General features: G+C 66.3%; 18 protein-coding genes and 1 pseudogene. 6 read left to right on the top strand and 13 right to left on the bottom strand.

Annotation, left to right across the window (positions count from 1 at the left end):
- Nucleotides 1–86 precede the first annotated feature (86 nt).
- Both HMPREF3067_RS06440 and HMPREF3067_RS06435 read right to left on the bottom strand, forming a co-directional pair.
- Nucleotides 87–449, bottom strand: a pseudogene (locus HMPREF3067_RS06440) (ABC transporter ATP-binding protein); the annotation flags it as partial.
- Between the two features lie 147 nt (nt 450–596).
- A complete protein-coding gene (locus tag HMPREF3067_RS06435; protein ID WP_070768899.1) occupies nt 597–2,330 on the bottom strand; it encodes a DUF262 domain-containing protein in 1,734 nt (577 codons plus the stop codon).
- A gap of 349 nt (nt 2,331–2,679) precedes the next feature.
- Here HMPREF3067_RS06435 and HMPREF3067_RS06430 point away from each other — a divergent pair, with 349 nt between their 5' ends.
- Together HMPREF3067_RS06430 and HMPREF3067_RS06425 are read left to right on the top strand one after the other, a co-directional pair.
- On the top strand, nt 2,680–3,228 hold the full coding sequence (locus HMPREF3067_RS06430; protein WP_141759350.1) for a hypothetical protein: 549 nt from the start codon (nt 2,680–2,682) through the stop codon (nt 3,226–3,228).
- Nucleotides 3,229–3,607: 379 nt separating this feature from the next.
- Entirely contained in the window at nt 3,608–12,715 is a 9,108-nt protein-coding gene (locus HMPREF3067_RS06425; RefSeq protein ID WP_070768897.1) for a type I polyketide synthase, read from the top strand.
- A 206-nt stretch (nt 12,716–12,921) separates the two neighbouring features.
- Here the strand turns inward: HMPREF3067_RS06425 and HMPREF3067_RS06420 are convergent, their stop codons facing one another.
- Both HMPREF3067_RS06420 and HMPREF3067_RS06415 read right to left on the bottom strand, forming a co-directional pair.
- Entirely contained in the window at nt 12,922–13,947 is a 1,026-nt protein-coding gene (locus HMPREF3067_RS06420; protein ID WP_070768935.1) for a serine hydrolase domain-containing protein, read from the bottom strand.
- A 13-nt stretch (nt 13,948–13,960) separates the two neighbouring features.
- On the bottom strand, nt 13,961–15,118 hold the full coding sequence (locus HMPREF3067_RS06415; protein ID WP_246819255.1) for a YihY/virulence factor BrkB family protein: 1,158 nt from the start codon (nt 15,116–15,118) through the stop codon (nt 13,961–13,963).
- A gap of 79 nt (nt 15,119–15,197) precedes the next feature.
- Between HMPREF3067_RS06415 and HMPREF3067_RS06410 the strand changes: the two genes are divergently transcribed.
- Entirely contained in the window at nt 15,198–15,692 is a 495-nt protein-coding gene (locus HMPREF3067_RS06410) for an S-ribosylhomocysteine lyase (protein WP_070768895.1), read from the top strand.
- A 30-nt stretch (nt 15,693–15,722) separates the two neighbouring features.
- On the opposite strand, the gene HMPREF3067_RS06405 is transcribed toward HMPREF3067_RS06410, so the two are convergent.
- Nucleotides 15,723–16,853, bottom strand: a complete 1,131-nt coding sequence (locus HMPREF3067_RS06405; protein ID WP_070768934.1) for a UDP-N-acetylmuramate dehydrogenase — start codon at nt 16,851–16,853, stop codon at nt 15,723–15,725.
- 24 nt (nt 16,854–16,877) lie between these two features.
- Between HMPREF3067_RS06405 and HMPREF3067_RS06400 the strand changes: the two genes are divergently transcribed.
- From HMPREF3067_RS06400 to HMPREF3067_RS06390, 3 genes are read left to right on the top strand one after another with little or no spacing between them, the layout of a single operon-like run.
- Nucleotides 16,878–17,369 (top strand): DUF2505 domain-containing protein, encoded by a 492-nt coding sequence (locus HMPREF3067_RS06400; RefSeq protein ID WP_070768894.1) that lies wholly within the window; start codon nt 16,878–16,880, stop codon nt 17,367–17,369.
- A gap of 16 nt (nt 17,370–17,385) precedes the next feature.
- Nucleotides 17,386–18,192 carry a class I SAM-dependent methyltransferase gene (locus HMPREF3067_RS06395; protein WP_070768893.1) on the top strand — a complete coding sequence of 269 codons (807 nt, stop codon included), beginning with the start codon at nt 17,386–17,388 and terminating at the stop codon, nt 18,190–18,192.
- Between the two features lie 57 nt (nt 18,193–18,249).
- Entirely contained in the window at nt 18,250–19,053 is an 804-nt protein-coding gene (locus HMPREF3067_RS06390; protein ID WP_070768892.1) for an LmeA family phospholipid-binding protein, read from the top strand.
- Between the two features lie 38 nt (nt 19,054–19,091).
- Here the strand turns inward: HMPREF3067_RS06390 and HMPREF3067_RS11515 are convergent, their stop codons facing one another.
- The 8 genes from HMPREF3067_RS11515 to HMPREF3067_RS06350 all read right to left on the bottom strand — a co-directional run bounded on the left by HMPREF3067_RS11515 (nt 19,092) and on the right by HMPREF3067_RS06350 (nt 26,254).
- A complete protein-coding gene (locus HMPREF3067_RS11515; protein WP_246819254.1) occupies nt 19,092–19,652 on the bottom strand; it encodes a hypothetical protein in 561 nt (186 codons plus the stop codon).
- 13 nt (nt 19,653–19,665) lie between these two features.
- Nucleotides 19,666–19,944, bottom strand: a complete 279-nt coding sequence (locus tag HMPREF3067_RS06380) for a DUF2516 family protein (protein ID WP_371259779.1) — start codon at nt 19,942–19,944, stop codon at nt 19,666–19,668.
- A 36-nt stretch (nt 19,945–19,980) separates the two neighbouring features.
- Complete coding sequence (locus tag HMPREF3067_RS06375; protein WP_141759348.1) at nt 19,981–20,490, bottom strand: CGLAU_01105 family protein; 510 nt, start codon at nt 20,488–20,490, stop codon at nt 19,981–19,983.
- A gap of 143 nt (nt 20,491–20,633) precedes the next feature.
- Nucleotides 20,634–21,908 carry a DUF445 domain-containing protein gene (locus tag HMPREF3067_RS06370; protein ID WP_070768930.1) on the bottom strand — a complete coding sequence of 425 codons (1,275 nt, stop codon included), beginning with the start codon at nt 21,906–21,908 and terminating at the stop codon, nt 20,634–20,636.
- 363 nt (nt 21,909–22,271) lie between these two features.
- A complete protein-coding gene (locus HMPREF3067_RS06365; protein ID WP_070768891.1) occupies nt 22,272–22,646 on the bottom strand; it encodes a hypothetical protein in 375 nt (124 codons plus the stop codon).
- Nucleotides 22,647–22,703: 57 nt separating this feature from the next.
- Entirely contained in the window at nt 22,704–23,453 is a 750-nt protein-coding gene (locus tag HMPREF3067_RS06360; protein ID WP_070768890.1) for a succinate dehydrogenase/fumarate reductase iron-sulfur subunit, read from the bottom strand.
- Nucleotides 23,453–25,468: a fumarate reductase/succinate dehydrogenase flavoprotein subunit gene (locus tag HMPREF3067_RS06355; protein ID WP_070768889.1), complete on the bottom strand. Its 2,016-nt coding sequence runs from the start codon at nt 25,466–25,468 to the stop codon at nt 23,453–23,455. The genes HMPREF3067_RS06360 and HMPREF3067_RS06355 overlap by 1 nt, the downstream gene beginning before the upstream one ends.
- 30 nt (nt 25,469–25,498) lie before the next feature.
- Nucleotides 25,499–26,254 (bottom strand): succinate dehydrogenase cytochrome b subunit, encoded by a 756-nt coding sequence (locus HMPREF3067_RS06350; RefSeq protein ID WP_070768888.1) that lies wholly within the window; start codon nt 26,252–26,254, stop codon nt 25,499–25,501.
- Nucleotides 26,255–26,566: the final 312 nt, after the last annotated feature.

Here is a 26,566-nt window from a genome sequence, read left to right as displayed (position 1 = left end):
CACCGCACCGGTGCTCAGGCGGCCTGAGGTTTTGGGGTTCAGGCATAAACCTAACCGCTGAACAAGGCGGAGCGCGGTGCCGGTGGCTACTCCGCCAGCCCGAGGTTCGCGCCGGTGCCGAGCTCGATGTTGAGGCCGGGTACGGAGTCGATGAGGTTGCGGGTGTAGTCCTGCTGCGGATTGTCGAAGACGGCATCGACAGCGCCTTGCTCGACTACCTGGCCCTTCTTCATCACCAATATGTCTCCGGCGGTCTGGCAGACCGCAGCCAGGTCGTGGGTGATGAACAGGTAGGACAGACTGAGGTCGCGTTGTAGCTCAGCCAGCAGCTGGATGATCTGGTTCTGCACCAACACGTCCAAGGCGGACACGGCCTCGTCCAGGACGACGACCTCCGGGTTGAGAGCGAGGGCGCGGGCCATGGCAATGCGCTGGCGTGATGCCGCGGCGGACGTCGAAAGAAACGTCATTGACGACCTTAAGCTTCTTCCTTTCTCTGCCCGGGGGCATATATATTCATCGCTTGGTTTACATAGATTGGTTCAGATCCTTTTGCTTTCGCCTCTTCTACTCCCCCATCCATGGGTGGGAGGACGCTAAGCCAGCAGTCCCCACTCACCCACGAAGTCGAGGAAGCTGGACACGATCTTCTCGTTTCGTGCGATGATGTCCTCCTGCTTGAAGTCGTTTTGATTCTCCGCGAGCTTCTTGAGCTCGACGTTGCGGGTGCCTGGGCGGACTTGGCCCCGGGACGTGGTGAAGCCGTTGTAGTAGTTCTTCTTGTCGGAGAAGCGGTAGTCCGATGCGCGGATGTTGATGGACTTTTCCAAGAACGCCTTGTTGCCCAGTGACTCGAGCAGGCTGCGCGGGTCGAGGGAGTTTTCCACGTCGGCACGCTTCTTGGCGTAGATGTGCTCGAGCTCAAGCTTTACGTCCGGATCGAACGGCTGCTGATCGGGATCCTGGAAGGCCCACCACACCAGCATGGAACGGGTAATCGGCCGCCCGTTGTTGAACCGGAAGGACTTCATCCGTTCTTCCAAGCCGGTGCGGTCGAAACGGTGTTGCTCGAAAGTGACTGGCTCGTCGTTGACCAGCCGGACCATCGCCGGAAAAATCGGGGTACGCAGCGCGTTTACGCCGGGCCGCTCAATCGAGTATGCCCAGATAAATGCATTGATACGAGAGAGGAAGTCCAGGAATTTCTTGTCATCCAGATCGCCGTTCTCATCATGGTTATGCATATAGTACACGGACACGAAGTAGGTCCACATGCTGTTCGGCGCGTGCGACATGACAAAGAGGCGGCGGATTACCTCCTCGCTGAAGCCTTCTCGGTCGTTGACCCTTACCCAGAACGAGAGGAGGGTCTCCAGGTCGGCGAGGGTCTGCTCTGATTTCAGCAGCTCGTAGTTGCCACGCTCATAGAAATCACGCAGGGACACCGTCGTCGTCTTGCGAATACCCAGCTTCGCACGCCGGTAGTACATGTAACGCGTGAACAGCTCATCCATCGCATTGGAACTGGACCGGTCAAAGATTCGGCTACTGGTCTCTTCCAGCACCCGCCAGCGATCAATGAACTCGTCCTTCTTGTCCTTGTCCGCAAAGTACTTGTAGAACTGCGATTTAAAGATGTCCGCATCCGCCAACGGGAGCCCGCGGTCGTTGAGCGTGGAGAAGATCCGAAGGGCTGTTCGCTGGGACTCTGCCTCAATCGGAAGCAGGATTAGGTTCTTCAGGATGCGCATGGCCAGCGAAGGCGTATAGGTCGGGAACTTGTCGACAAACTCGTCGATGCTGCGTTGGAAGAACGCGAAGTTCTCCGCGTACCGGCTGCGACGGCCCGGAACTACCTCACCTTTTCGCAGGATTTCGAGAAACTCGCCCTTGTCGTCGTCGGAGGCTACCTCAGAGTCGATCTTCAGCTGTTCGTAGTCGGGGTCGCCGAACTCATCGGTCTTCCACAGGCACGACGCGATAAGATCGCGGGTTTTCACCGATCGAGCGTCTTTCATGTGCTCGAACTTCGCATAGAAAGCACGCAGGAGCAGCATCAAGGTCGTCAGTCGCTGCTGTCCGTCGATGATTTCGAGCTGGCCTTCCGTGTTGCGAAAGGTCACGATGGGCCCCAGGAAGTACTCGTCGTTGTCGTCGAACTGGTCCACGTCGCCTTCCGGGATGGCGAAAGCGAAAATATCTTCCCATAAGGTCAGGCACTGATCCTCAGTCCAGGCGTAGGGGCGCTGGTAGTCGGGGATGAGGAAATCGGCCCGCTTATCGCTGAACAGCGACAAGACGGTCTTTTGGTCGATGCTGAGCTTCGACATTCACGCTCCTTAGGGGGATGTAGACAAATCACTTTAAATTGTATGTGAACGACCAGACCCAGCGTGGTGTTTGTCCGAATGGATTATCTAAAACTGCGAGCGTCAGCGGCGCTTGGGGAGCAGAGTCCATCATCTGTGCGGGGCAGGACGTAGTGCTTTACCTGATGCTCACGTTATCTACATAACTATTTAGTAGTTTCGAAACCTAAGCACTCTAGTATTCTCGCCGTGTTTAAGAGAAGTATCGGAGCTGCCTGCGGCATGCTCATGGCGGTTGCGATGGCGCCCCCCCGACGGGGCTGGTGAGGCGTCTGCTGCTGCGGTTGCGAAGCCCGACTACCAGGTGAAGTTGCTTCTTAAAGGTGACGCTGTGGATGCCGAGGAGCAGCCCAGTCAGGCGCTGACGTCCCGGTTTAAGCTCGGAGAGTTCGAAGGCACGGAGCACTCCGTTTATGTAGACACCCCGGACCGCTTCTACGACCCCCGGGGTTGGAGCATCCGGTCGCGCCATAAGGAGGGCGAGGACTCCTACGACGTCACCTTCAAGCGCCGCGCAGAACTTACCGACAACTCGGTATCGAAGGATTCAGTGGATCGCGCCCTGGAAGAAGCCCGCGACGCGGGCTTTGACTCCTCTGACGACAACTACGCCGCGCAGGTAAACGCCAGCTACGCGAGTACCACCCTTGATTTCAACAACAAGAAGGAGGCGGGGTGCATCGATAAGCAGTCCAACCTGCCCAAAGGCGACCGTACGGTGGATATCGCTGCGGAGCTAGAGCCGGGCAAGCTCAGCAAGGCTACAGGCACCTCAATTGCCGAGGTCGGCCCTGTTGCCAGTGCGACGGTCGAACACCGCGACACCTTCACGACCGCCGAAGTTATCACAGCTTCTTGAGCCCCGGGACATCCACCATGACTGCTTCACCACTATCCGCCCAGACTGAGCCGCAGCCGTATATCCGGCTTGCTGGGGTGCGCCGCGAGTTCGCGGACGGGACGGGGCTGCACGCTACTGATTTGTCGATTGGACGCGGCCGGGTCCACGGGAATGGGCCAACGGATCCGTGGCGGGGTGTGCAAGGAAGTCACCCTCCCCCAAAATATGAGTAATTACTCACATTTCGCGCGTGGCGGTACGCCTGCGGCTGTGGGATGGGTTACTGTGTCTAGACCGCATTGATTTCCTATTGCTAACAACATCGTTTCCAGCAACAGGAGAAGTTGGTGCCACACAAGTTGTTGCCAAATCCAGAAAAATCGAGGTAGACACCTATATGTCTTTGACTCCCTTGTTGACGTTAAACGCCGCTGAGACCTCACCGGCCCTCCTTTTCGCCGGCCAAGGTTCCCCCTGGCAAGAGGCAGTGGCCGCCGCCGGAGCGAGCCCGCAGGCGGAGCAGTTGACCGGGTTGCTCGCCCGGGTGCGCGTGGCCGCCGGCCCGGTGGCCCGGACCATCGCCTCCACCTGCCCGGGCGTGTTCGAGCGCCTGGAGTCCCTGCTGAACAGCCCGGAGGCCACCAACGCGGAGGCCGCAGCCGCGGACAAGCCCGGCGCGCCGGCGGCCGAGGCCGTCGACGCGGACGCCTTCCCGGCTTACTCGGTACCGGGCATCGTCCTGGGCCAGATCGCCGCCGTGGGCCAGCTGCGGGACCTCGGCCTGAACGTGGACAAGGCGCAGACCGCCGGCCACTCGCAGGGGGCCCTGGGCGCGGCCGCGGTGGACAACCCGCAGGACGCCCTGCTGCTGGCCGTGCTCATGGGCACTGCCGCGGCCCAGGTCCACGGCGCCCACGACACTCGCAGCCACATGCTCTCCATCCGAGGCCTGGACCGCGCGCAGGTGGAGCAGCACCTGGCAGGCTCAGCCGCCGTGGCGGTGGTCAACGGCCGCCGCCACGTCGTCATCGCGGGCGCGCCGGATGACCTGGCCGCCACGCAGACGGCCATTACCACCGCGGCCGCCGCCTTCAACGAGCGCCTGGAATCCCGCGAATTCGGCGGCGACGAGCTCGCCCCCGTCTTCGACTACCTACCGGTGGCCCTGCCCTTCCACCACGCCAGCCTGGCCGGCGCCGTCGAGCGCACCGTCGAGTTCGCAGGGCTGTGCGGACTCGACGAAGACTTCGCCCGCACGCTTGCCCAGCAGATCCTGGTCGACGAGCACGACTGGCCGGCCACCGTCGCCGCCCTGGACGCCGACTACCTGCTGAGCTTGGACAAGGGACTGAGCAAGCTGACCCAGCCGCTAGTGGCCGGCACCGGGGTGGCCATCGTGGACGCCACCACCGCGGCGGCGCGCAACGCGCTGGCCACCCCGGGCAGCGAGCTGCCGGAGGGCACGGACTACTCCGAGTTCGCCCCGCGCCTGGTGCGCCTGCCGGACGGCGGTGTCTACACCCAGACGCGCTTTTCCGCAGCCACGGGCCTGTCGCCCATCATGCTGGGCGGGATGACGCCAACCTCGGCGGACGCGGACATCGTCGCCGCGGCCGCCAACGCCGGCCACTGGACCGAGCTGGCCGGCGGCGGCATGTACTCGGACGAGGTCTTCACCGAACACCGCAAGAACCTGGAGGCGCAGCTCAAGCCGGGCCGCACCGCCCAGTTCAACACCATGTTCTTCGACCGCTTCCTGTGGAACCTGCAGTTCGGGCAGGCGCGCATCGTACCCAAGGCCCGCGCGGCCGGCGCCCCGTTTAACGGCGTGTGTGTTTCCGCCGGCATCCCGGAGGTCGACGAGGCCACGGCCCTGCTCGACCAGCTGCACGCGGACGGTTTCCCCTTCGTCTCCTTCAAGCCGGGCACGGCCCGCCAGATCCAGGACACCCTGAAGATCGCCGCCGCCAACCCGGACTCGGTCATCCTCATGCAGGTCGAGGACGGCCACGCCGGCGGCCACCACTCCTGGGTCAACCTGGACGACATGCTGCTTGCCACCTACGCCGATATCCGCGCCCACCGCAACGTGCTGCTGGCCGTCGGCGGCGGCATCTCCTCCCCGGAGCGCGCCGCGACCTACCTGACCGGCACCTGGTCCACCGACTACAACCTGCCGGCCATGCCCGTCGATGCCGTCTTCATCGGCACCGTCGCCATGGCCACCAAGGAGGCCAAGGCCACCGACTCCGTCAAGCAGCTGCTGGTCGACACCCCCGGCGTGACCCCTAACGACAACGGTGGCTGGGTCGGCCGCGGCCAGGGCACCGGCGGCGTAGCCTCCTCCCAGTCCCACCTGCTGGCCGACATCCACGACCTGGACAACTCCTTCGCCAAGGCCTCCCGGCTGATTACCTCCCTGCCCATCGAGGACTACGACGCCTGGCGCGACGACATCATCGCCGCACTGGCCAAGACCTCGAAGCCCTACTTCGGCGACGTGGAGACCATGACTTATGCCGAGTGGGTCAACCGTTTCGTCGAGCTGGCCCACCCCTTTGCCGATCCCAGCTGGGACGACCGCTTCCTCGACCTGCTGCACCGCATCGAGGCGCGCCTCAACCCCGCCGATCACGGCGAGATCGACACCCTCTTTGCTACCGTCGCGGACGTCGCCGACGCCCCGGCCGCGGCCGCCCGTCTGCTGGCAGACTACCCGGAGGCCCACGAGGTGCAGGTCTCGCCGCGCGATGCCGCCTGGTGGATCTCCCTGCACTACAAGCACGTCAAGCCCATGCCGTGGGTGCCCGCCATCGATGGCGATCTCAAGACTTGGTTCGGCAAGGACACCCTCTGGCAAGCCCAGGACGCCCGCTACACCGCCGACCAGGTCCGCATCATCCCGGGCCCGGTGGCCGTTGCCGGCATCACCAAGCTCAACGAGCCCGTCGCCGAGCTGCTGGCCCGCTTTGAGCAGGGCACCACGGAGACCTTGGAATCCGCGGGCCAGCAGCCAGTCGAGGCATTTTCCCGCCTGGCGGGCGCCCGCGATGCCGCCGCCTTCCTGCGCGCCGCCCCCACCCTGGTCTGGCACGGCCACCTGATGGCCAACCCCGCCTACGAGATGGACCCGGACGCCTACGACCTCGTCCAGGACGAAGACGGCAACTGGTCCATCCGCATTACCGCGGACTCCTACTGGGACAACCTGCCGGAGGCCGAGCGCCCCTTCTACGTCCGCGAGGTCACCGTCCCAGTGGACCTGCCGGAAGACGTGGCCACCGGCGGCTCCCCGGTCGTCTCCGACGAGCGCCTGCCCGACTCCGTCTTCGCCCTCCTGTCCGGCCTCGCCGGCGTTGGCTCCACCGCCGAGCAGGGCGACGAGATCACCGAGATGCCCCAAATCGTGCCGGGCTCTATCACCGAGTCCACCCCCTTCGGCGTCGCCCACTATTCCTTCCATCTGCCCGCCTCCCTCCTGTCCGCCCACACCGCCGTGACCGGCGCGGCCCTGCCGGTGAGCACCCCGGCCGAGGAGGCATCGGCCAGCTCCGCCGCCGGCACCCCGGACGTGCTGGTCGGGCCCTGCTGGCCGGCCATCTATACCGCCCTGGGCTCCGGCCAGCTGGACGACGGCTACCCGGTCATCGAGGGCCTGCTCAACGCCGTCCACCTCAACCACGTCATCGACGTGCGCGTCCCGCTCGAGGAGCTGGCCGACGGCCGGGAAATCGACGTGACCTCCTGGTGCTCGGCCATCGAGGAGTCCAGCTCCGGGAGGATCGTCACCGTCGAGTTGGAGCTGCGCGACCACGTAAGCGGCGAGGTCGTGGCCACCCAGATGCAGCGCTTTGCCATCCGCGGCCGCGCCCACGGGCACAACCAGCCCAGCCCCGCCCCGGAGTGGGGCGGCGGCAAGTCCGCCACCAAGGTGGAGACCACCCCGCGCTCCTTCTTGGACCGCGCCGTGGTCACCGCCCCGACTGACATGACCCCCTTCGCGCTGGTCTCCGGCGACTACAACCCGATCCACACCTCCGCCAACGCCGCCGGCCTGGTCGGCCTTTCCGCCCCGCTGGTGCACGGCATGTGGCTGTCTGCCACTGCCCAGCACCTGGCCGGGCGCCAAGGCCGCGTGGTGGGCTGGACCTACTCCATGTTCGGGATGGTCCAGCTCAACGACGCGATTGAGATCACCGTCGAGCGCGTCGGCCGCAAAGGCATCCACGCCGCCCTGGAGGTCACCTGCCGGATCGACGACGAGGTCGTCTCCGTCGGACAGGCGCTGCTGGCCCAGCCACGCACCGCCTACGTCTACCCGGGCCAGGGCATCCAGGCCCCCGGCATGGGCCGCGGCGACCGCGACGCCTCCCCGGCCGCCCGCGAGATCTGGCGCCGCGCCGACCGGCACACCCGCGACCACCTTGGTTTCTCCATCCAGCAGGTCATCGACGACAACCCGACCGAGCTGACCGTGCGCGGCGAGGTCTTCCGCCACCCGCAGGGCGTACTCCACCTGACCCAGTTCACCCAGGTCGCCCTGGCCGTGGTCGCCTACGCCCAGACCGAGCGCCTCCGCGAGGCCGACGCCCTGGCCTCCGGTTCCTACTACGCCGGCCACTCCCTGGGCGAGTACACCGCCCTGGCCTCCCTGGCCAACATCTTCGACCTCGAGGGCGTTATCGACATCGTCTACTCCCGAGGCTCCGCCATGGGCTCGCTGGTCCCGCGCGATGCCGAGGGCAACTCCAACTACGCCATGGCCGCGCTGCGCCCGAACATGGTGGGCATCCCGGCCGAGGACGTCGCCGACTACGTCGCCGGCGTGGCCGAAGAAGCCGGCGAGTTCCTGGAGATCGTCAACTACAACATCGCCGGCCAGCAGTACTCCGTGGCCGGCACCAAGGCCGGCCTGGCCGCGCTGCTAGAAAAGACCAACGCCATCAAGGACCGCGCCGTGGTGATGGTGCCCGGCATCGACGTGCCCTTCCACTCCCGCGTGCTGCGCGACGGCGTGCCGGCGTTCGCCGACAAGCTGGACGAGCTCCTGCCGGAGCAGCTCGACCTGGACGCCCTAGTCGGCCGCTACGTGCCGAACCTAGTGGCCCGCCCCTTCGAGCTGACCCAGGACTTCGTCGACGCCGTCGCCCCGCTGGCGCCCTCTGGCCGCCTGGACGGCCTGCGCGTGGACGACATGGACGACAACCAGCTGGCCCGCCTGCTCATGATCGAGCTGCTGTCCTGGCAGTTCGCTTCCCCGGTGCGTTGGATCGAGACCCAGGAGCTGCTCTTCGGCCGCGTCGACCAGATCATCGAGGTCGGCCTGGCCAGCTCCCCGACGCTGACCAACCTGGCGCAACGCTCCCTCGCCGTGGCCGGGCTCGAGCTGCCCGTCTTCAACGTCGAGCGCGACCAGGACCAGGTCATGCTCTCCGACGTCCGCTCCGCCCCGGCCACCCCTGCGCCGGAGGAGACCGCGGCTGCGGACTCTGACTCCGCTGCTGAGCCGGGTGAGCCGGCCGCTGGTGCTGAGCCCGCCACTGCCCCGGCTCCGCCTGCGCCTGCCCAGCCTGCCGCCCCGGCTGCTGCCGCCCCGGATCTGAACTTCGACGCGGCGCAGGCCATCATGGTGCTCTTTGCCTTCCAGAACAAGATCCGCCTGTCCCAGATCAACGACACGGACACCGTCGAGGAGCTGACCAACGGCGTGTCCTCGCGGCGCAACCAGCTGCTGATGGACATGTCGGCCGAAATCGGCGTGCCCGCCATCGACGGCGCCGCCGATGCCGACGTCGCCACCCTGCGCGAACGCGTCAACACCGCCGCGCCCGGCTACGCCGCCTTCGGCTCCGTGCTCACCGAGGCCATCGGCTCCCGCCTGCGCCAGCTCTTCGGCGCCGCCGGCCTGAAGCCGGCCTTCGTGGGCGAGTACGTCACCGGCACCTGGGGCCTGCCCGAGTCCTGGACCGCCTTCGTGGAGGCCGAAGTTCTCCTGGGCACCCGCGCGGAGGACTCCGTGCGCGGCGGCAGCCTGGCCACCCTGCCGGATTCGGCCAGCTCCAAGTCCGCGGTCACCGATCTTCTGGACCAGGCCATCGAGGCCGTCGCAGCGGATCATTCCGTTTCCGTAAGCAAGGGCGCGGCCAGCTCCGCTGCCGGCGGAGGCGTGGTGGACTCCGCCGCGCTGGAGGCCTACGCCGAGACCGTCACCGGCGACAACGGCGTGCTGGCCACCGCCGCGCGCCAGGTGCTCGACCAGCTGGGCCTGACCCCACAGGAGACCACGCCCGAGGCCCCGGACACCACGCTCATCGAGGCCGTCGAGGCCGAGCTCGGCTCCGGCTGGCTGAAACTGGTCACCCCGTCCTTCGACGCCAACCGCGCCGTCCTCTTTGACGACCGCTGGGCCAGCGCCCGCGAGGACATCGCCCGCATCGCCCTGGGCGAGACAGACGCGGCCGACACCGCGGACCAGGACACCGCCCGCTTTAGCGGCGCGGGCCAGACCGTCGCCGAGCAGGCCACCTGGTGGGCCGAGCACGGCGACCTGCCGGAGGCTGCCCAGCGGCGCCTGCGTGGCATCGCCAAGCTGGCGGGCCAAGAACCTGCCGGCGACTTTGCCGGCGAGGTCGCGCTGGTCACCGGCGCGGCGCCGGGCTCGATCGCCTCTGCCCTGGTGGAGGGCCTGCTGGCCAAGGGCGCGACGGTCATCATGACCGCCTCCCGTGTCAGCCAGTCCCGCAAGGAATTCGCCCGAAAGCTCTACGCCCGCCACGCCGCCCCGGGCGCGGCCCTGTGGCTGGTGCCGGCTAACCTGTCCAGCTTCCGCGACGTGGATTCGCTCATCGAGTGGATCGGCACCGAGCAGCGCGAGTCCGTGGGCAACGAGGTCAAGGTCCTAAAGCCCGCGCTGACCCCGACGCTGGCCTTCCCCTTCGCCGCTCCTTCCGTGTCCGGCTCGCTGGCCGATGCCGGCTCCGCCACCGAGAATCAAGCCCGCCTGCTGCTGTGGTCGCTGGAGCGCACCATCGCGGGCTTAAGCTCCCTGGCGCAGCAGGCCGTGGACACCCGCTGCCACGTCGTGCTGCCGGGTTCGCCGAACCGCGGGCTTTTCGGCGGCGACGGCGCCTACGGCGAGGTCAAGGCCGCCCTCGATGCCATCCTGGCCAAGTGGAGCGCCGAAGCCGGCTGGCCGGCCGGTATCACCCTGGCGCAGGCGAAGATCGGCTGGGTGGCCGGCACGCACCTGATGGGCGGCAACGACGGCCTAGTGCCCGCCGCCGAGGCCGCCGGCATCCATGTCTGGTCCCCGGCCGAGATCTCCGCGCAGCTGCTGGACCTGGCTTCCGCGCGTAGCCGGGAGCGCGCCGCCCAGGCCCCGGTCGAGCTCGATCTGACCGGCGGGCTGGAAGGCGTCTCCCTGCGCGAGCTGGCCGAGAAGGCCGCCGCCTCCCAGCCGGCCGCGACGGAGGAAGCCGCCGAGGCCCCCGCCACGATCACCGCCCTGCCGACCCCGGCGCGCCCGCAGCAGCCGGTGCTGGGCTCCACCCCGGACGAAGGCGTTGGCACCGTCACCACGGACCTGGATGACCTGGTGGTCATCGCCGGCGTGGGCGAGGTCAGCTCTTGGGGCTCGGGCCGCACCCGCTTCGAGGCCGAATACGGCTTGGACCGCGACGGCGGCGCCGAGCTGACCGCCGCTGGCGTGCTCGAGCTGGCCTGGATGACCGGGCTGATCTCCTGGTCGGAGGACCCGCACCCGGGCTGGTTCGACGCCGAGGGCAACGAGGTCGCCGAGGAGGAGATCTACTCCCGCTTCCGCGACGAGGTCGTCGCGCGCGCCGGCGTGCGCACGCTCAGCGACAAGTATCACCTGGTCGACCAGGGCTCCATCGATCTCACCGAGGTCTTCCTGGACCGCGACATCACCTTCCCCGTGCCCGACGAGCAGTCCGCCCGCGACATCGCCGCCGCCGACCCGGACTTCGTCCGCATCCAGCCGGCCGACGACGAGTGGGAGGTCACCCGCCTTCAGGGCGCGCGCGTGCAGGTGCCACGCAAGGCCACGCTGACGCGCACCATCGCGGCCCAGATGCCGGACAACTTCGACGCCTCCCGCTGGGGCATCCCGGACCACATGCTGGACTCACTGGACCGCATGGCGGTCTGGAACCTGGTCACGGCCGTCGATGCCTTCACCCAGGCCGGTTTCAGCCCCACCGAGCTGCTCCAGGCCGTGCACCCGGGCCAGGTGGCCACGACGCAGGGTACCGGCATCGGCGGCATGGAGAGCCTGCACAAGGTCTTCGTCACCCGCTTCTTGGGCGGCGACCGGCCCAGCGACATCCTGCAGGAGGCGCTACCGAACGTCATCGCGGCGCACACCATGCAGTCGCTGGTGGGCGGCTACGGCTCAATGATTCACCCCATCGGCGCTTGCGCCACCGCGGCCGTGTCCATCGAGGAAGGCGTGGACAAGATTGCTCTGGGCAAGGCCGACGTGGTCATCGCCGGCGGCATTGACGACGTGCAGGTCGAGTCGCTGACCGGCTTCGGCGACATGAACGCCACGGCGGAAACCGCCGCGATGCTGGACAAGGGCATCGACGGCCGGTTCATCTCCCGCGCCAACGACCGCCGGCGCGGCGGCTTCCTGGAGGGCGAGGGCGGCGGCACCGTCATCCTGGCCCGCGGCAGCCTGGCCGCCGAGCTCGGCCTGCCGGTCCACGCCGTGGTCGCGCACGCGGCTTCTTACGGCGACGGCGCGCACACCTCCATCCCGGCTCCGGGCCTGGGTGCGCTAGGTGCCGGCCGCGGACGGGAGAACTCCCGCCTGGCCAAGTCGCTGCGCGGGCTGGGGCTTTCCCCCAACGACGTGAGCGTTCTGTCCAAGCACGACACCTCCACCAACGCCAACGACCCGAACGAGTCGGAGCTGCACTCGCTGCTCTGGCCGGCCATCGGCCGCGATGCCGACCAGCCGCTCTTCGTCATCTCGCAGAAGACCCTGACCGGCCACTCCAAGGCGGGCGCGGCCCTGTTCCAGACCGGCGGGCTCATCGACGTCTTCCGCACCGGCGTCCTGCCGGCGAACGTGTCGTTGGACTGCGTGGATCCGCTGATTGCTCCTAAGGCGAAGAACCTGGTCTGGCTGCGCAGCCCGCTGAACCTGGCGGCCGGCGGCCAGCCCGTCCGCGCGGCGGCGCTGACCTCCCTGGGCTTCGGGCACGTCGGCGCCCTGCTGGTCTACGCCCACCCCGGCGTCTTCTACGCCGCGGTGCGCCAACAGCGCGGCCAAGACGCCGCCGACGCCTGGCTGGCCCGCGCCAACCAGCGCCTAGCCCGCGGGCACGCCCACTTCGAAGCCGGCATGCTGGGCCGCGCCCCGCTGTTCGAGGTCATCGAGTCCCGCCGCCTGCCCGGCGAGTCCAAGCAGGCCGAGGCCGCCATGCTCCTAGACGAGAACGCCCGCCTCGGCGCGGACGGCTTCTACCCGGAGGCCTAGTTCTCTAGGCGCTCTTTGGCTGCCGGCGCCGCTCTAGCCGCTCTAGGCGCCACCACGAGAGTTCCGGACAAGTTTCGCCCTCCCAGGCAGGGCCCCATCTCAAAACTTGCCCGGAACTCCCCTGCAGGCCGGGATGACTTGAGACGGCCCGCGCCTGGCCCCAAAACCCGGGCCCCATCCCCGACCCCAAGGCGGCAACCTGAGCCTCACACCTCCCGCAGCAGGGACAGCGCCACCGACAGTGGGTCGCTGTCCATCGTCCCGTCGCGCAGCGAGACGAACACGCCGCGTCGTACCGCGCGGTCGAGGACGACCGCCGACACGAATCCGTTGGCAGCGCCGTTATGCCACGCCAGCTCGCCAGTATTACCGGCTGCCTCCTGGATAAACCACCCATCCGAGACAAGATGTTCACCGCCGTTGGGGTCCTCCATGCCCGTGGAGTACCGCTGCGATGGCCCCGGCCCCTGCCCTGGTAGCCGGCCATCGAGAACGGCCTCGAGCACGATGACCATGTCCTGCGCGGATGCGCGAATCCCACCCGCCGGGGCGTACCCCTCCCCTGACCAGGGCTCTTGCGCGGTGTTGTACACGCTCAGGCCTGGGACATCGGCCTCACGTTCCGCCGCGCCCGGGTCTAGAACTGCGAGGGTCGGACACCCCAGCGGTTGCGCAATGCGCTGTGCGATCAGCTGTGGGTAGGAAACGCCGTCGGCAGCAGCCAGCGCGTGCCCGAGCGCGGCGCCGCCCAGATTCGAGTAGTGGAACTCCGGCGGTCCGAGGCGAGCCCGCCACAGCTGAGCCATCAGATCGCTAAAGCCCTCGGGCTGCGGATCCTTCTTCCGGATCAACCGCCACAGGGACCGCAGGGCGGCCACCCGGCCACCGCCCACGCTGGGCAGCCCAGAGGTGTGATTGACCAGCGCTTCCAGGGTGACGTCCCCAGCGGGCGCCCCAGCCAAAGGCAAGAAGTCTGACAAGGACGCTGAGCGGGAGATTGCCTCCTCGGCAACCATCGCGGAGAAGATGAGCCCGTTTAATGCTTTGCCAACGGAGCCGATGTGGAAAGTACGCTCGGGAGAAAATCCCTGGCCGGCGGTTGACTGCCCGCCCGGAAGCTCAGGGCTCAGCACCGCGGCACAGGCCCCGCGGCAGTCCACGCCGCTCAACGCACTCTGTAGTTTGGCAGACAGCGACGAATCGCCGAATGGTGTCGTGAATTCATCGCGCATGGCCAACGGCCCCCTAGGACTCGTCCGGGGCTTCGGGGCTGTCGGCCTCGGCGGCATCGCGGATGCCTTCGGACCGGGCCCAGAGGTCTTCCTGGGCAGCGAGTTGGGCGCGGGCGGCGGTGTCGTCACGCGGGGCCGCCTGGATGTGCTGCTCCGAGTGCAGGCCCAGCTGCAGTTCCTTGGCGCGCAGGATCTCGGCGTCGATCTTGATACCCACGATGAGCACCGTGTTCATGATCCAGATCGCGGCGAACAAGGCCATGACGGTACTGATGGCGCCGTAAGCGCTCATGCTGGCCACGTACTGCACGAACAGGCTGAAGGCGAACCAGACCAGACCGTTGACCCCGACGGCGACGATGGAGCCCAGGGTCAGCCAGCGGAAGCGCTTGGGGCGCACGTTGGGCGCGAAGTGGTAGAGCACCGCCACCAGGGCCAAAACGACTAGCAGCGTGATGGGCAAGCGCAGCCAGTTCCACACCGGTAGGAAGATGCTGATGAGGAAATCGGCGGTTTCCTGTAGCCCGAGCTGCTCCGCGACGGGCTGGATGGCGCCGGTGACGATGGTATCGCGCAGCAGGTTGGCAAAAAGCACGATGACCGCGCCGATGACCAGAACCAGCGTCAGCCCCCACATCAGCGACCAGGTGCGGATTAAGCTGCGGCCCTCCATCCGGCCGTAGACCAGGTTCGCGGTCCGTGAAAAGGCCCGCACGTAGGCAGAGGCGGAAAACAGGGAGATGAGCACCGAGATCACCAGCGCCAGGGTGCCTTCAGCCGTCGAGCCGATGATGGAGCCGACGATGGAATTGGCTTGGTCCTCGAAGGTCTGCGGCAGGTACTGGTCGATGAAATCGGAGGTCACCCGCAGGACTTCCTCTTTGCGGCTGGCGAAAAGCAGCGTGGCGATGGAATAGGCCGCCAGCACCGTCGGGGCAAAGGCCATGAGGGTGAAGTAGGTCATCGCGGCGGCGCGGTCCAAGAAGCCGTCGTGGAAGAAGTCGCGCCAGGTGCGCCGCACGACCAGCGCCCAGCTGTCCTTGCGCAGCCGGTTGCTGCGCGCTAAGGGATCGGCGTCCTCCGAGTGGCCGGCCACGCGCAGGATGTCGGAGCCGTCCGTGGGGACAACGGTCTCCACGGGTACAGCGTCCACCGGTTCGTGCTTAGTCACAGCTATAGACCTTAAAGCACCCACTGGGTGCGCAAGAAATGGACACCCTCCCCGGCGGGGTGTCGTTAGACTGGGAGGTATGACTGAGAAGAACAATGCTTCCGAAAAGACCCCGTCGAACGTCGAATCCTTCGAGCTGGACCACCGCCTAGTGGCCGCGCCGTACGTGCGCGTGGCCGGCAAGACGGATCTGGACGATGGCAAGGAGGTCATCAAGTATGACCTGCGCTTCTGCCAGCCCAACAAGGAGCACCTAGACCCGAAGGCCATGCACTCCATCGAGCACATGATGGCCCAGTTCATGCGCAATTACACCGACAAGCTCATCGGCTTTGCCCCGATGGGCTGCCTAACCGGCTTTTATGCCATCACCAACGGCATGGGCCGCGAGGAGCTGCTGCGCGCGCTCGAGGGCGGGCTGAACGACATCCTGAACGCTGCCGAGGTCCCCGCCGCCAACGAGGTCCAGTGCGGCTGGGGCGCTAACCACTCCCTCGAGGGCGCGCAGGAAGCCGCCCGCGCCTTCCTGGATAAGAAGGACGAGTGGGACCAGGTCATGGCCGAGGGCAACTAGCTAGAGGACAACTAGCTAGAGTACAAGTAGCTAGATACTCACGCCCAGCCAGACCGGCTCGGGCACCAGCTCCACGCCGAAGGCCTCCTGGACCCCGGCGCGGATGTCGCGGGCTAGCCGAACGATGTCGTCCGCGCTGGCCCCACCCCGGTTGGTCAGCGCCAGCGTGTGCTTGGTGGACAGGGTGGCGGCCCCGTGACCGGGGTAGCCCTTGTCGAAGCCGGCGCGCTGGATGAGCCACGCGGCACTCAGTTTCTCCTGGGTGCCGCTTTCGCTGTCTCCACCAGAAACGGCAGGGTCAGCAGAACCGGCAGAAACCGCAGAAACGACATGGCGCGGCATGGAGTCTTCCCCGGTGGCGGCCTGAATGGAATCGGCAATAGCGCTGGGCACGATGGGGTTGGTGAAAAAGGAGCCGGCGGACCAGGTGTCGTGGTCGCTGGCGTCTAAGACCATGCCCTTGCCGCGGCGCAGGCTGAGGACCTGATCGCGCACGTCGGCGACGGGACGCTGCTCGCCCGGGGTGTCAGTGAGCTGACCGAAGCGCAGGGGCCGGGAGAGCCCGTCGGTGGTCAGCCGCAACTCGATTTCCAGCACGACGGCGCGGCCGGTGAACTTCAGGTTGGAGTAGCGGTAGGCCAGTTCCAGGTCGGCAGCCGCCACCCACTCGGTCTGTCCGCTCTCACGGTGGTAGAGCTTGACTTGGGTGAGCACGTCGGAAATCTCCGCCCCGTAGGCGCCGACGTTCTGCACGGGAACAGCCCCCGCGTTACCCGGAATGCCGGACAGGCACTCGATGCCGCCCAGGCCCGCCTCGACGGTGGCAGCCACCACGGCGTCCCAGTTGGCGCCGGCTTGGGCGCGAACGATGCCGGACTCGGTATCGATGGCCACGGCGTCGAAGTCGAGCAGCACGGCGACGTGGTCGAGCTGGCCGTCGGCGACGACCAGGTTGGAGCCGCCGCCGACGATGACGAGGGGCGCGCGGGAGGCATCGATAGCAGCGATGGCTTGGGCGGCCGCCTCGGGTGTCGCGGCGCGCACGCAGGCCCGCGGGGAGCCGCCGATGCGCAAGGTGGTCAGGTCCGCGAACGTCACCTGTGGATCGAGCTCCACCCCGTCAATTTCATTCAGCTGCTGGGTCAATAATTCTTCAGGCACGTTATCCACGGTAGTCTGTATACCATGTCAACTCGTAGCGAAAACACCGTGACTATCAATCAGCCCATCGAGAAGGTGCACGAAGCTCTGCGTACCGAGGCTTACTGGGAGTACGTGGTAGCCAACCTGTCGCCGGATCCGGGCCAGGTGCACGACTTCACCAACGACACCGCGATCCTGTACGAGATCCTGCCGACCACCCTCCTGCCGGAGGCCGTGCGCGCCATGGTTTCCCAGGACCTGAAGGTCAAGCGCGTGTTCACCACCTCCGACCTGGACGGCAACGCGGCCGATGCCAACTACACCGCCGACGTCAAGGGTACCCCGGTGGACTTCAAGGGCGAGATCAAGCTGACCGGCGAGGGAGAGACCACCATCCTGGCCTACACCAACGAGATCTCCGTCAACATCCCGATGATGGGCGCCGCCATCGAGCCCAAGGTGGGCGAGGCTCTCGAGGAGCTCTTCAACAACGAGGGCGCCCTGACCGACAAGTGGATCACCGACAACCTCTAAAACACCCACTCCTTAAATGGCCGACCACGCGCATAACCTGAAGGCTAACCCCAGCGCGGGTCGGCCTTTTGGCGTCATCACCCGCGGCACCACCGCGGTCAACCGGCTGCGGCGCTGCGACAGGTGGATGCACGCCCACCCGGACATCGCCTCGCTGCTGCGCAGCCACCCGGTCCCGCACGCCATCGACGTCGGCTACGGCGCGTCCCACACCACCACCGTGGAATGGGCGCGCTGGCTGCGCCGAGTCAACCCGCACACGCGGGTCACGGGGCTGGAGGTCAACCCGGAGCGGGTCCTGCCGCCGCGCGACGGCGTGGAATTCGAACTCGGCGGCTTCGAGCTGGCCGGCTACCGCCCGCACCTGGTGCGCGCCTTCAACGTGCTGCGCCAGTACGACGTCGACCAAGTTCCGGAGGCCTGGGAGACGGTCTGCGCGCGGCTGGCCCCGGGCGGGGTCTTCGTGGAGGGTACCTGCGACGAGCTGGGCCGCCGCTCCACCTGGATCCTGCTGGACGCTGCCGGCCCGCAGACGCTGACCCTGGCGTGGGATCCCTTCGACGTGGAGCGCCCCTCCCAGCTCGCCGAGCGCCTGCCGAAGGCGCTCATCCACCGCAACGTGCCGGGAGAGGGCATCCACGAGCTGCTATCGGCCGCGGACCGCGCCTGGGATCACTGCGCCGGCTGGGCGCCGCACGGCCCGCGCGTCCGCTGGCGGATGGCCCAAGCCCTGCTTCGCGATGCCGGCCTACCCATCGCGCCCGCACGCCGCCGCCTGCGCGACAACCACCTGACCGTTGGCTGGGAATTCGTCGCCCCCTAGGCCGAATTTGCCGCCCCGCGTTGCCGAAACCCACCGTTATGGGCGAAACTGGTGAGCATGGCTCAAAACAAATCTGCCGCATCGACGGCCTGGAAGATTATCGTCGGGGTGCTCGTCGCCCTCCTCGTCCTCGTCCTCGTGGCCGAGTTCGGCCTGCGCTGGTTCGTCGGCGACAAAATGAAGACGCAGCTGCGCGAGAACGCCGAGTCCGACGGCGTGGTCATGCAGGAAGATCCTTCCGTGAACTTCGGCGCCAGCCCGCTGGTCATCGGCGTGCTCAGTGGCACCATCGGGCAGATCAACATGGACGTGCCCTCCACGCTGGATATCTCGGACGCGGGCATCAAGGGCCAGCCCGCCGCGCAGCTCGAGGTCACCGACTTGGAGATGAACTCCGAGACCGCCGGGCACCTGGTGGCCACCACTACCCTGCCCGACGATTTCCTGCTCAAGACCTTCCAGGACAGCCTGCGCGAGCAGTCCGGCCTGGACATGCTGGGCGATATCGTGGTCACCGACATCACCTCCCAGGACGCCGAAAACGTCCTCGAGGTGCAGCTGGGCGGCGGGCTGGCCACCCTGTCGCTTTCTCCGCACGCCGTCGACGGCAACCTTAAAATTGAGGCCACCAAGTCCACCCTCTTCGGCATGGAGCTGCCCGCGGAGGTCACGGAGCAGATCACCCAGTCGCTGTCCGACGGCCTGTCCGAGCAAATGGCCGGGAACGCGCTGACCATCGAGGACGTGCAGGTCCAGGACGGCACACTGAAAATTACCGTCGCCGGGGACAACGTCAACCTCTCCGAGGCACAGAACGCCGCCGGCGGGGCCGCCAACGAGCAGGACTCGCAGCCGGCCTAAACCTCAAAGCGCCCTAGGCCGTGGCCAAACGCCGTGGCCTAAGGCGTGGCGATGGCCACGCAGCCGGCGGCCAGCGCGTCCACCTGCTGCGCGGTATCCAAGGCGGCATCCGCCCAGTAGACCTGCTCGAGTCGGGTCGCTTCCGCCCCCGGTGTTTGCGCGCCGCGGGTGATGGCGCGCTGGTAGCCGGCCTTCTCGGCCATACCTAGTACGAGGGCCGAGTCGGCCGGGGCGGCATCGGCAGCCGGCAGGATGACGCCCAGCACGACCGGGTCGGGGCAGGCCTCACGGACCGTGACCAGATCGGTGAGCAGGGAGTTGGGGTCGTTCAAGGTGGCATCGACAGCCAGCCAGATTTCGGCGGCTCCGTTCTGGACCGCCAGGCGGGCCTCCGTGGCCTTGACCAGACTGTGGTGGCGGCCGGTGGGAAAGCCCGCGACGGCGGCCACGTGGCCGGCTGCGGCCTGCGGCAGGTGGTGCGGGCTAAGCAGCACGGGGCCGGAGAATTCCTGCAGGGTGCGCTCCACCTGCGGCCGGGACGCGCTGGTCAGGTCGTGGAAGACGCGCTGGGCGAGCCACTCGGCATCGTTGAGCGACATAGCTGCGCCTGGCCTAGTAGCGGTAGTCGCCGTTGATGAGGGCGCGCAGCTGCGGGCGCACGTCGAACCAGTACACGCCCACGCAGACCGCCGCGATCCACTTCAGGAAGGGCAGGTTCAGCAGCAGTGCCAGGGCCGAGCCTGCCATGATCGCAACCCACGTCATCTTAGACTGGCGGTCCCCGGCCGTGAACGCGTCTTCCCGGGTGTTGGCAGCCATCACGGCGCCCACGATGGCGGCGATGGCCACGCCCCAGAACAGCACCATCTCGATCGCGGTCAGTACGAAAATAACGGGATTATCGAGAAAGAACACTAGCTGTTAAACCTACTTCTCTTGATTGTCCTCGGCGGAGATTACCTCTCCATCGATGATATCTTGCGTCGGATCCGCCACCGAATCCGCGCCCTTGGCGCGCTTGCCGGTGCTTTCCGGCTCGGCGGTGGCCCCGTTGGCGCGGCGGCGTTCCTGCGCGGTGTTGACGGCCTCGTTCACGCCGTCCTTGGTGGCGTTGTAGGCCTGGCCGAAGTTGTCCTTGGCGGCGTTGAAGGACTCGGAGTCCTTGGTGCCCTCCGCCGCGCGGCGCAGGGATCCGCCGTAGTCCTTCGCGGCGGCCTTCGCCTTGTCCACCAGGGAGGCGTCCTCGCCGACCTCCGGCTTGTCGGCGGCGTGGGCAGTGCGGTCCTCGCGGAAGCGGTCCGTGAAGTCCTTCGCCACGCCCAGTGCGGAGGCACCGGCCTCCTTGATTGGGCCCCAAGATTCCTTCAGGGAATCCGTAATCGACTTGTCGTTGTCTCCGATGTTTCCGTTGTTCGGCTGCTGGGTGTGCTCGGCCATGGTTTTTCTCCTCAGATATTTGTCTTTTCGGGGTCTTAGGTCGTGCCGGTATGAGATTGTGAAAACTGGTCGTGCAGGCGGATTCGGCGCCGGGGAGAGGGTCCTAGTGGAAAGTCCCAGAGGAAAGTCCTAGAACGCCGTCCCTAAACGCCAAATATGAGGTGATTAACAGTGTAGATGACCAAGCCGGCCAGCGCACCGACGATGGTGCCGTTCAGGCGGATGAACTGCAGGTCCTTGCCCACCATGAGCTCGATCTTCTCGGAGGCCTCCTCCGCGTCCCAGCGCTCGATGGTCTCCGAGATGATCGCGGTGACCTCGCCGGAGTAGTTGTCCGCCAGGAAGGCCGCGGTGCCGTTGATGCGGCGGTCCAGGCTAGCGCGCAGCTGCGGGTCCTCGCAGATATTGGTGCCCCACTGCAGACACAGATCCCGGATCTTCTCACGCAGCATCGAGTCCGGGTCTTCGGCCTGCGCGATGATGGCGGCCGCCGACTGGCGCCAGATGGCCTGCGGGGCGCGCTGCATGCGCTCCGAGCCCATCAGGTCCACCTTGAGCTCCTCCACGCGGCGGATGATGCCCGGGTCGTTTTGCAGGTCGTCGGCGAACTTGTCCAGGTTGCGGCGGATGGACTGGCGGGCCGGGTGGTTCTTGTCCGCCTTGACCTCGTCGGCGAACTGGACCAGCTCCCGGTAGACCTTCTCGCCCACCAGCGAGCGCGCGAAGCGCGGCGCCCACTGCGGCATGCGCTCGTCGATGAGCCGCACCACGGGTTCTTCCATCTGACCGACCTTGGCGTGGGCGTAGTCAATGAGCTCGTCGACGACGGGCTCGACCTTACCGTCGGCGATAAGCCCCTCCAGCAGGCGTCCGGCCGGCGGGCCCCACTCGGGCTCGGCCAGCCGGTCCAGGATCTGGGACTGGATGAGCGCCTCGGCGTCCTTTGGGTCCAGCGCGCGGATGACGTTGGCCGTCAGCTTGCCCGCCTCCCGAGAGACCTTCGCGGCGTTGTCCTCCTGAGACAGCCAGCGACCCAGCTTGTCCGGCAGCTGCGCCTGGGAGACCTTGTCCGTGATCAGCTCGGCGTTGAGGAAGTTCTCCCCGACGAACTCCGACAGAGCCTCGCCCACCTGGTCCTTCTTGCGCGGGATGAGCGCCGTGTGCGGGATGGGAATGCCCATTGGGTGACGGAAAAGAGCCGTGACGGCGAACCAGTCCGCCAGGCCACCGACCATGCCGGCCTCCGCGGCCGCGCGCACGTAGCCGACCCACACCGGCGCGCCCCCGGGCTGGTTCTGCCACCAGGAGCACGCGAAGAAGATGACGGCCGCCAGGCCCAGCAGCGCGGTGACGAAAATCTTGTGGTTCCGCAGCGTGCGGCGCCGCTCCTGCTCCACCTCCGGCGACGGCCCCGGCACGGGGCGGCTAGCGCTGCCGGCGGTTGCTTCCGCGGCCTGGCCTTCGCGGCTAGCCCCGGCGTTGCTAACGCCCTCATGGCTAGCCCCCTCGTAGTTCGCAGCAGTGCTGTGCTTGCCCAACGTGAATACTCCTTAACTGCCGCTCTTTATGCGCTGTGTCGATCCTCTCAACCATTCTGCCTCATTTCGGGGCCGGCCCCGGCGCCGGCCTAGCACGGCGGTGCCCTGGCCTGGCTGCCACCGGCGCCGAGGTGCTGGGTCTGGGGCAGGGCGGCATCGTCAAGTCCGGAGAGTCAAGCCCGGCAAGGCAAGAAAAAACCGTACCCGCCAGCAGCGGGTACGGCTTGTGTTCTTGGGATTTAGCTAGTTTACGCGACCAGTTTCCTTGCGGTACTGGTGGTAGTAGCGGCGCCCGAACTTCACGGAGACGATGGCCGCGATGGAGATGATGACGGCCAAGACCACACCGATGATGATGGTGGTGTCCACGTGCGCTTCGGAGGCGGTGCCGTTCGGGAACAGGTAAATGCCGAGGCCCCAGGTGATGATGCCGATGGCCGGCAGGATGCCCATGATGAGGCCCATGCCCACCCAGGTGGAGGTGCGCAGCAGCGAAGAGTGCGGCGCGGCGAACGACATGGGCTCGTAGCCTTCGATGTAGTTGTCCTGGATCTTGCCGGAAAACTCCGGGTAGGTCTCGCTCGCGTGATCCGCGATTGCCTGGGAATGAGTGCTCATAGGGATGAACTTTCTGCCGGAATCGGTTGTTACTGGTGTTTCTCTACTGACTATAGTCTAGTCGTCCTTGCCGCGGAAAGCAGCACGGGCACGTTCGCGGGTGACCGCGGAGACCGCGGTCAGCGGAACGCCGGCCGGACAGACGTCGGCGCACTCGCCGTACAGCGAGCAGTGGCCGAAGTTCTGCTCCAGGTCGTCGACCATGTTGCGGGCGCGACGACCGCGCTCTTCCTTGCCCAGCGGCATCAGCGACAGGTGCACCAGCTTGGCGCCGGTGAACAGGTGGGCTGCGCCGTTCGGGCACGCCGCCACGCAGGCACCGCAGCCGATGCAGGCCGCATGGTCCAGCGAGTACTCGGCGGTCTCGTGGTTGATATGCATGGTGTCGGCATCCGGGGCGGTGCCGGCGTCCATGGAGACGTAGCCACCCTGCTCCATCACGTGATCAAGAGCGCTGCGGTCGACCACCATGTCCTTGATGACCGGGTAGGCCGCGGAGCGGAAGGGCTCGATCTTGAGGGTGTCGCCGTCGTTGAACTGGAACAGGCGCTGCTGGCAGGCCGGGGTGTTCTGGCCCGGGCCGTGCGGGCGGCCGTTAACAGTCAGACCACAGGTACCGCAGATGCCCTCGCGGCAGTCGGAAGCGAACGCGTAAGGTTCCTCACCGCGCTCAATCATTCCGTCATTGACGTGGTCGAGCAGCTCCAAGATGGACATCTGCTCTGCGGCGTCGTCGACCTGGACCGTCTCAAACTTGCCCTCTTGGGTCGGTCCGGCCTGACGCCAGATCTCAAGTGTCAGTTTCATTACTTGTAGTTCCTTGTCATCAGCGGGATCGAATCAAAGTACAGGGGCTCGGCGTGGCGGATGAACTCGTGCTCACCCTCGCCAGCCTCCCAAGCGGAGACGAAGCACCAACGCTCGTCGTCGCGCTCGGCCTCGCCGTCCTCGGACAGGTGATCGTCGCGGAAGTGCGCACCACAGGACTCGTCGCGGTCCAGGGCGTCGATGCACATCAGCTCACCCAGGTCCAGGTAGTCGGCCACGCGGGCGCCGTACTCAAGCACCTGGTTCATGTCCTCGGCGGAACCCGGGATCCGGACGTTGGCCCAGAACTCCGCGCGCAGCTCGCGGATCTTGCCGATGGTGGTCTTCAGATCCTCGACGTTGCGGGACACGCCGCAGCCCCAGTAGAGGAGCTCGCCCAGCTTGCGGTGGTAATAGGCCGGGCCGTGCGGGTCGTTGCCGCGGACGTTCATCAGGCGGTCGATGCGGCCCTGAGCGCGCTGCAGGGCGCGCTGGGCGACCTCGGAATCCTCGGCCAGCTTGTCCTCACCGAGGTGGTCGGCCAGGTAGTTCGGGATGGTGAACGGCAGGGTGAACCAGCCATCCACGGAAGCCGACAGCAGCGAGTTCGCGCCTAGGCGGTTAGCACCGTGGTAGGTCCAGGAGCACTCACCGGCGGCGAACAGGCCGTCGATGGAGGTCATCTCGTTGAAGTCGCTCCACAGGCCACCCATGGTGAAGTGGCAGGTCGGGGCGATGCGCATCGGGGTCTCGTAGGCGTCCTCGCCGATGGCTTCCTTGTACATCTCGATCAGGTTCGAGTAGCGCTCGCGGATTTTGTCCTTACCGAGGCGCTCGATGGCGTCGCGGAAGTCCAGGTAGACCGAGTTCTTCAGCGGGCCCACGCCGAGGCCGGCGTTGATCTGCTGGGAGATGGCGCGGGAAGCGACGTCACGCGGGACCAAGTTGCCGAAGGCCGGGTAGCGGCGCTCCAGGAAGTAGTCGCGCTCCTCCTCCGGGATGGAGTTCGGGTCGCGGTCATCGCCTTCGGTCTTGGGGGACCAGATGCGGCCGTCGTTACGCAGCGACTCGGACATCAGGATGGTCTTCGACTGCCATTCGGAGTTGACCGGCAGGCCCGTCGGGTGGAACTGGATGAACGACGGGGAGGCCAGGTAGGCGCCCTGCTCGTAAGCGCGCATCATGGCGCCGGCGTTCGAGTTCTTCGCCAGGGTGGACATGTGGAAGACGTTGCCGTAGCCACCGGTACCCAGGATGACGGCGTGGCCGGTGAAGGCCTTCAGCTCGCCGGTAATCAGGTTACGGGTGACGATGCCGCCGGCGCGCTTGGTGCCATTGTCATCGTAGGTGATGATGTCCTGCAGATCGTGGTGGGAGAACAGCTCCACATTCCCCAGGCCGATCTGGCGGTACAGCGCCGAGGTGGTCGACAGCTGCAGCTGCTGGCCCGTTTGGCCACGGGTGTAGTAGGTGCGGGAGACCTGCACGCCGCCGAAGGAACGGGTGGCCAGGGTGCCGCCGTACTCACGGGCGAACGGGGCGCCGATGGCGTTCATGTGGTCGATGACGCGGCCGGACTCGGAGGCCAGGCGCCAGCAATCGGACTCGCGGCAGCGGTAGTCGCCACCCTTCACGGTGTCCTTGGTGTGGCGGTAGGCCGAGTCATTGTCGACCTTCTTGGAGCGCGAAGAGTTCACGCCGCCCTGGGCCGCGATGGAGTGCGCGCGGCGCGGGGAGTCGTGGTAGGTGAAGACCTTCACGTTGTAGCCGAGCTCGCCCAGGGCGGCAGCGGCGGCGCCGGCGGACAGGCCGGTGCCGACCACGAGGACCTCGAATTTGCGACGGTTCAGCGGGGAGACCAGCTGCATGTGGTCCTTCTGGTAGCTCCACATATCCTTCATCGGGACGCCGTGGGGCTCGTTCGACTCCAGGATCTTGCCGGGGCGCACACCCTCGACGATGGACTCTGGGTGCGAGAAGTCCGGGTGCTCTCGCTTCAGTTCGGTATTAGTCATGGGTTCAAATATTCCTATCAGTCCTAGTTACTAACTGACGAAGCCAAAGGCGACGGACAGGGGCATAACGATGTTGCCAATGCAGACGATGGCCGGAATCAGGTAGGCCAACACCAGGAAGGTCTGACGCCACTTGTAGCCGGTGATACCCAGGTCAGACGCAGCCAGCTTGATGCCGTGGGTCAGGTGCAGGAACAAGCAGCACATGGCCAGCACGTAGAAAATGGTCACGGGCCAGCGGCTGAAGGTAGCAATCATGTTGGCCTTGACGGCGCCGTGGACGAAGGCGTCCGGAGCGGCCGGGGCCACGCCCATGGTCAGGTCCAGCAGGTGGAAGATGAGGAACAGCAGCAGCACGATGCCGGTGACCAGCATGGACTTGGTCGCGAAAGAGTCTAGGCCGCCCATCAGGTTGGAACGGCGGAAACTGCCACGCGAAGCCTTGGAGCGGGAATGCAGCGCGATTGCACCGTAGATGTGCCCGATGAGGGCGACGATGAGCACGATGCGGATGATCCAAAGGGCGGAGCCGTGCGGCAGCAGCGGCTCCCCTAGGGACCGCAGGAACTCGCCGTAGACGTCCAAGGCTTCCTCGCCGTCATGTGCCGGCAAGTACAGCTTCAGATTGCCGGCCATGTGGCCGACGACGAACAGGGCGAACAAGAGACCGCTGACCGCCATGATGAGCTTGAGAACCCACGACGGGACGCCGGGGGTCTGGCGAATCGGTTCTTCACTAATACGACCGTGAGCGATTGCCTCACGGTCAGGTTTCTTCAAAGTCATGACACCTCCATAGTCAACCTCGACTTTACGCAGGATATGGGCCTTTCTCCTAGTTATGAGCTGGCCTTAAGCACCGCGGGCAACTTTCGCTCACTGTGAAGTTCCCTAGCTTTAGGTAAGGGTGCCCAAATCTGTGTTTTAGGAAATGTGGCGCCACCTTGGCAACTCGCAATTAGAGAACATGCGTGTTGTGTAATTATTTCGCGTTTTGTGAGGTTAGTCACCTAGCGAGTGAATGGTGAATGACTTACCCCAATTGGTGTCATACTTTCGCAGGTGTTGCCCGTTACCTTGTGAGTGTCCCCGATAATG

This window comes from Corynebacterium sp. HMSC04H06, assembly GCF_001815935.1.
In the GTDB taxonomy this organism is placed as follows: Bacteria; Actinomycetota; Actinomycetes; order Mycobacteriales; family Mycobacteriaceae; genus Corynebacterium.
Note: the sequence above shows the minus strand (reverse complement) of the source record. Positions and strands in the feature narration are given on the sequence as shown.

What these genes read in the sequence shown, in the direction of transcription:
- HMPREF3067_RS06410 (WP_070768895.1), top strand. Translation starts at nt 15,198, where the DNA reads ATGACTGAGAAGAACAATGCTTCCGAAAAGACCCCGTCGAACGTCGAA.
- HMPREF3067_RS06395 (WP_070768893.1), top strand. Translation starts at nt 17,386, where the DNA reads ATGGCCGACCACGCGCATAACCTGAAGGCTAACCCCAGCGCGGGTCGG.
- HMPREF3067_RS06360 (WP_070768890.1), bottom strand. Translation starts at nt 23,453, where the DNA reads ATGAAACTGACACTTGAGATCTGGCGTCAGGCCGGACCGACCCAAGAG.
- HMPREF3067_RS11515 (WP_246819254.1), bottom strand. Translation starts at nt 19,652, where the DNA reads ATGTCGCTCAACGATGCCGAGTGGCTCGCCCAGCGCGTCTTCCACGAC.
- HMPREF3067_RS06350 (WP_070768888.1), bottom strand. Translation starts at nt 26,254, where the DNA reads ATGACTTTGAAGAAACCTGACCGTGAGGCAATCGCTCACGGTCGTATT.
- HMPREF3067_RS06355 (WP_070768889.1), bottom strand. Translation starts at nt 25,468, where the DNA reads ATGACTAATACCGAACTGAAGCGAGAGCACCCGGACTTCTCGCACCCA.
- HMPREF3067_RS06390 (WP_070768892.1), top strand. Translation starts at nt 18,250, where the DNA reads ATGGCTCAAAACAAATCTGCCGCATCGACGGCCTGGAAGATTATCGTC.
- HMPREF3067_RS06420 (WP_070768935.1), bottom strand. Translation starts at nt 13,947, where the DNA reads ATGCGCGATGAATTCACGACACCATTCGGCGATTCGTCGCTGTCTGCC.
- HMPREF3067_RS06400 (WP_070768894.1), top strand. Translation starts at nt 16,878, where the DNA reads ATGTCAACTCGTAGCGAAAACACCGTGACTATCAATCAGCCCATCGAG.
- HMPREF3067_RS06365 (WP_070768891.1), bottom strand. Translation starts at nt 22,646, where the DNA reads ATGAGCACTCATTCCCAGGCAATCGCGGATCACGCGAGCGAGACCTAC.
- HMPREF3067_RS06435 (WP_070768899.1), bottom strand. Translation starts at nt 2,330, where the DNA reads ATGTCGAAGCTCAGCATCGACCAAAAGACCGTCTTGTCGCTGTTCAGC.
- HMPREF3067_RS06375 (WP_141759348.1), bottom strand. Translation starts at nt 20,490, where the DNA reads ATGGCCGAGCACACCCAGCAGCCGAACAACGGAAACATCGGAGACAAC.
- HMPREF3067_RS06425 (WP_070768897.1), top strand. Translation starts at nt 3,608, where the DNA reads ATGTCTTTGACTCCCTTGTTGACGTTAAACGCCGCTGAGACCTCACCG.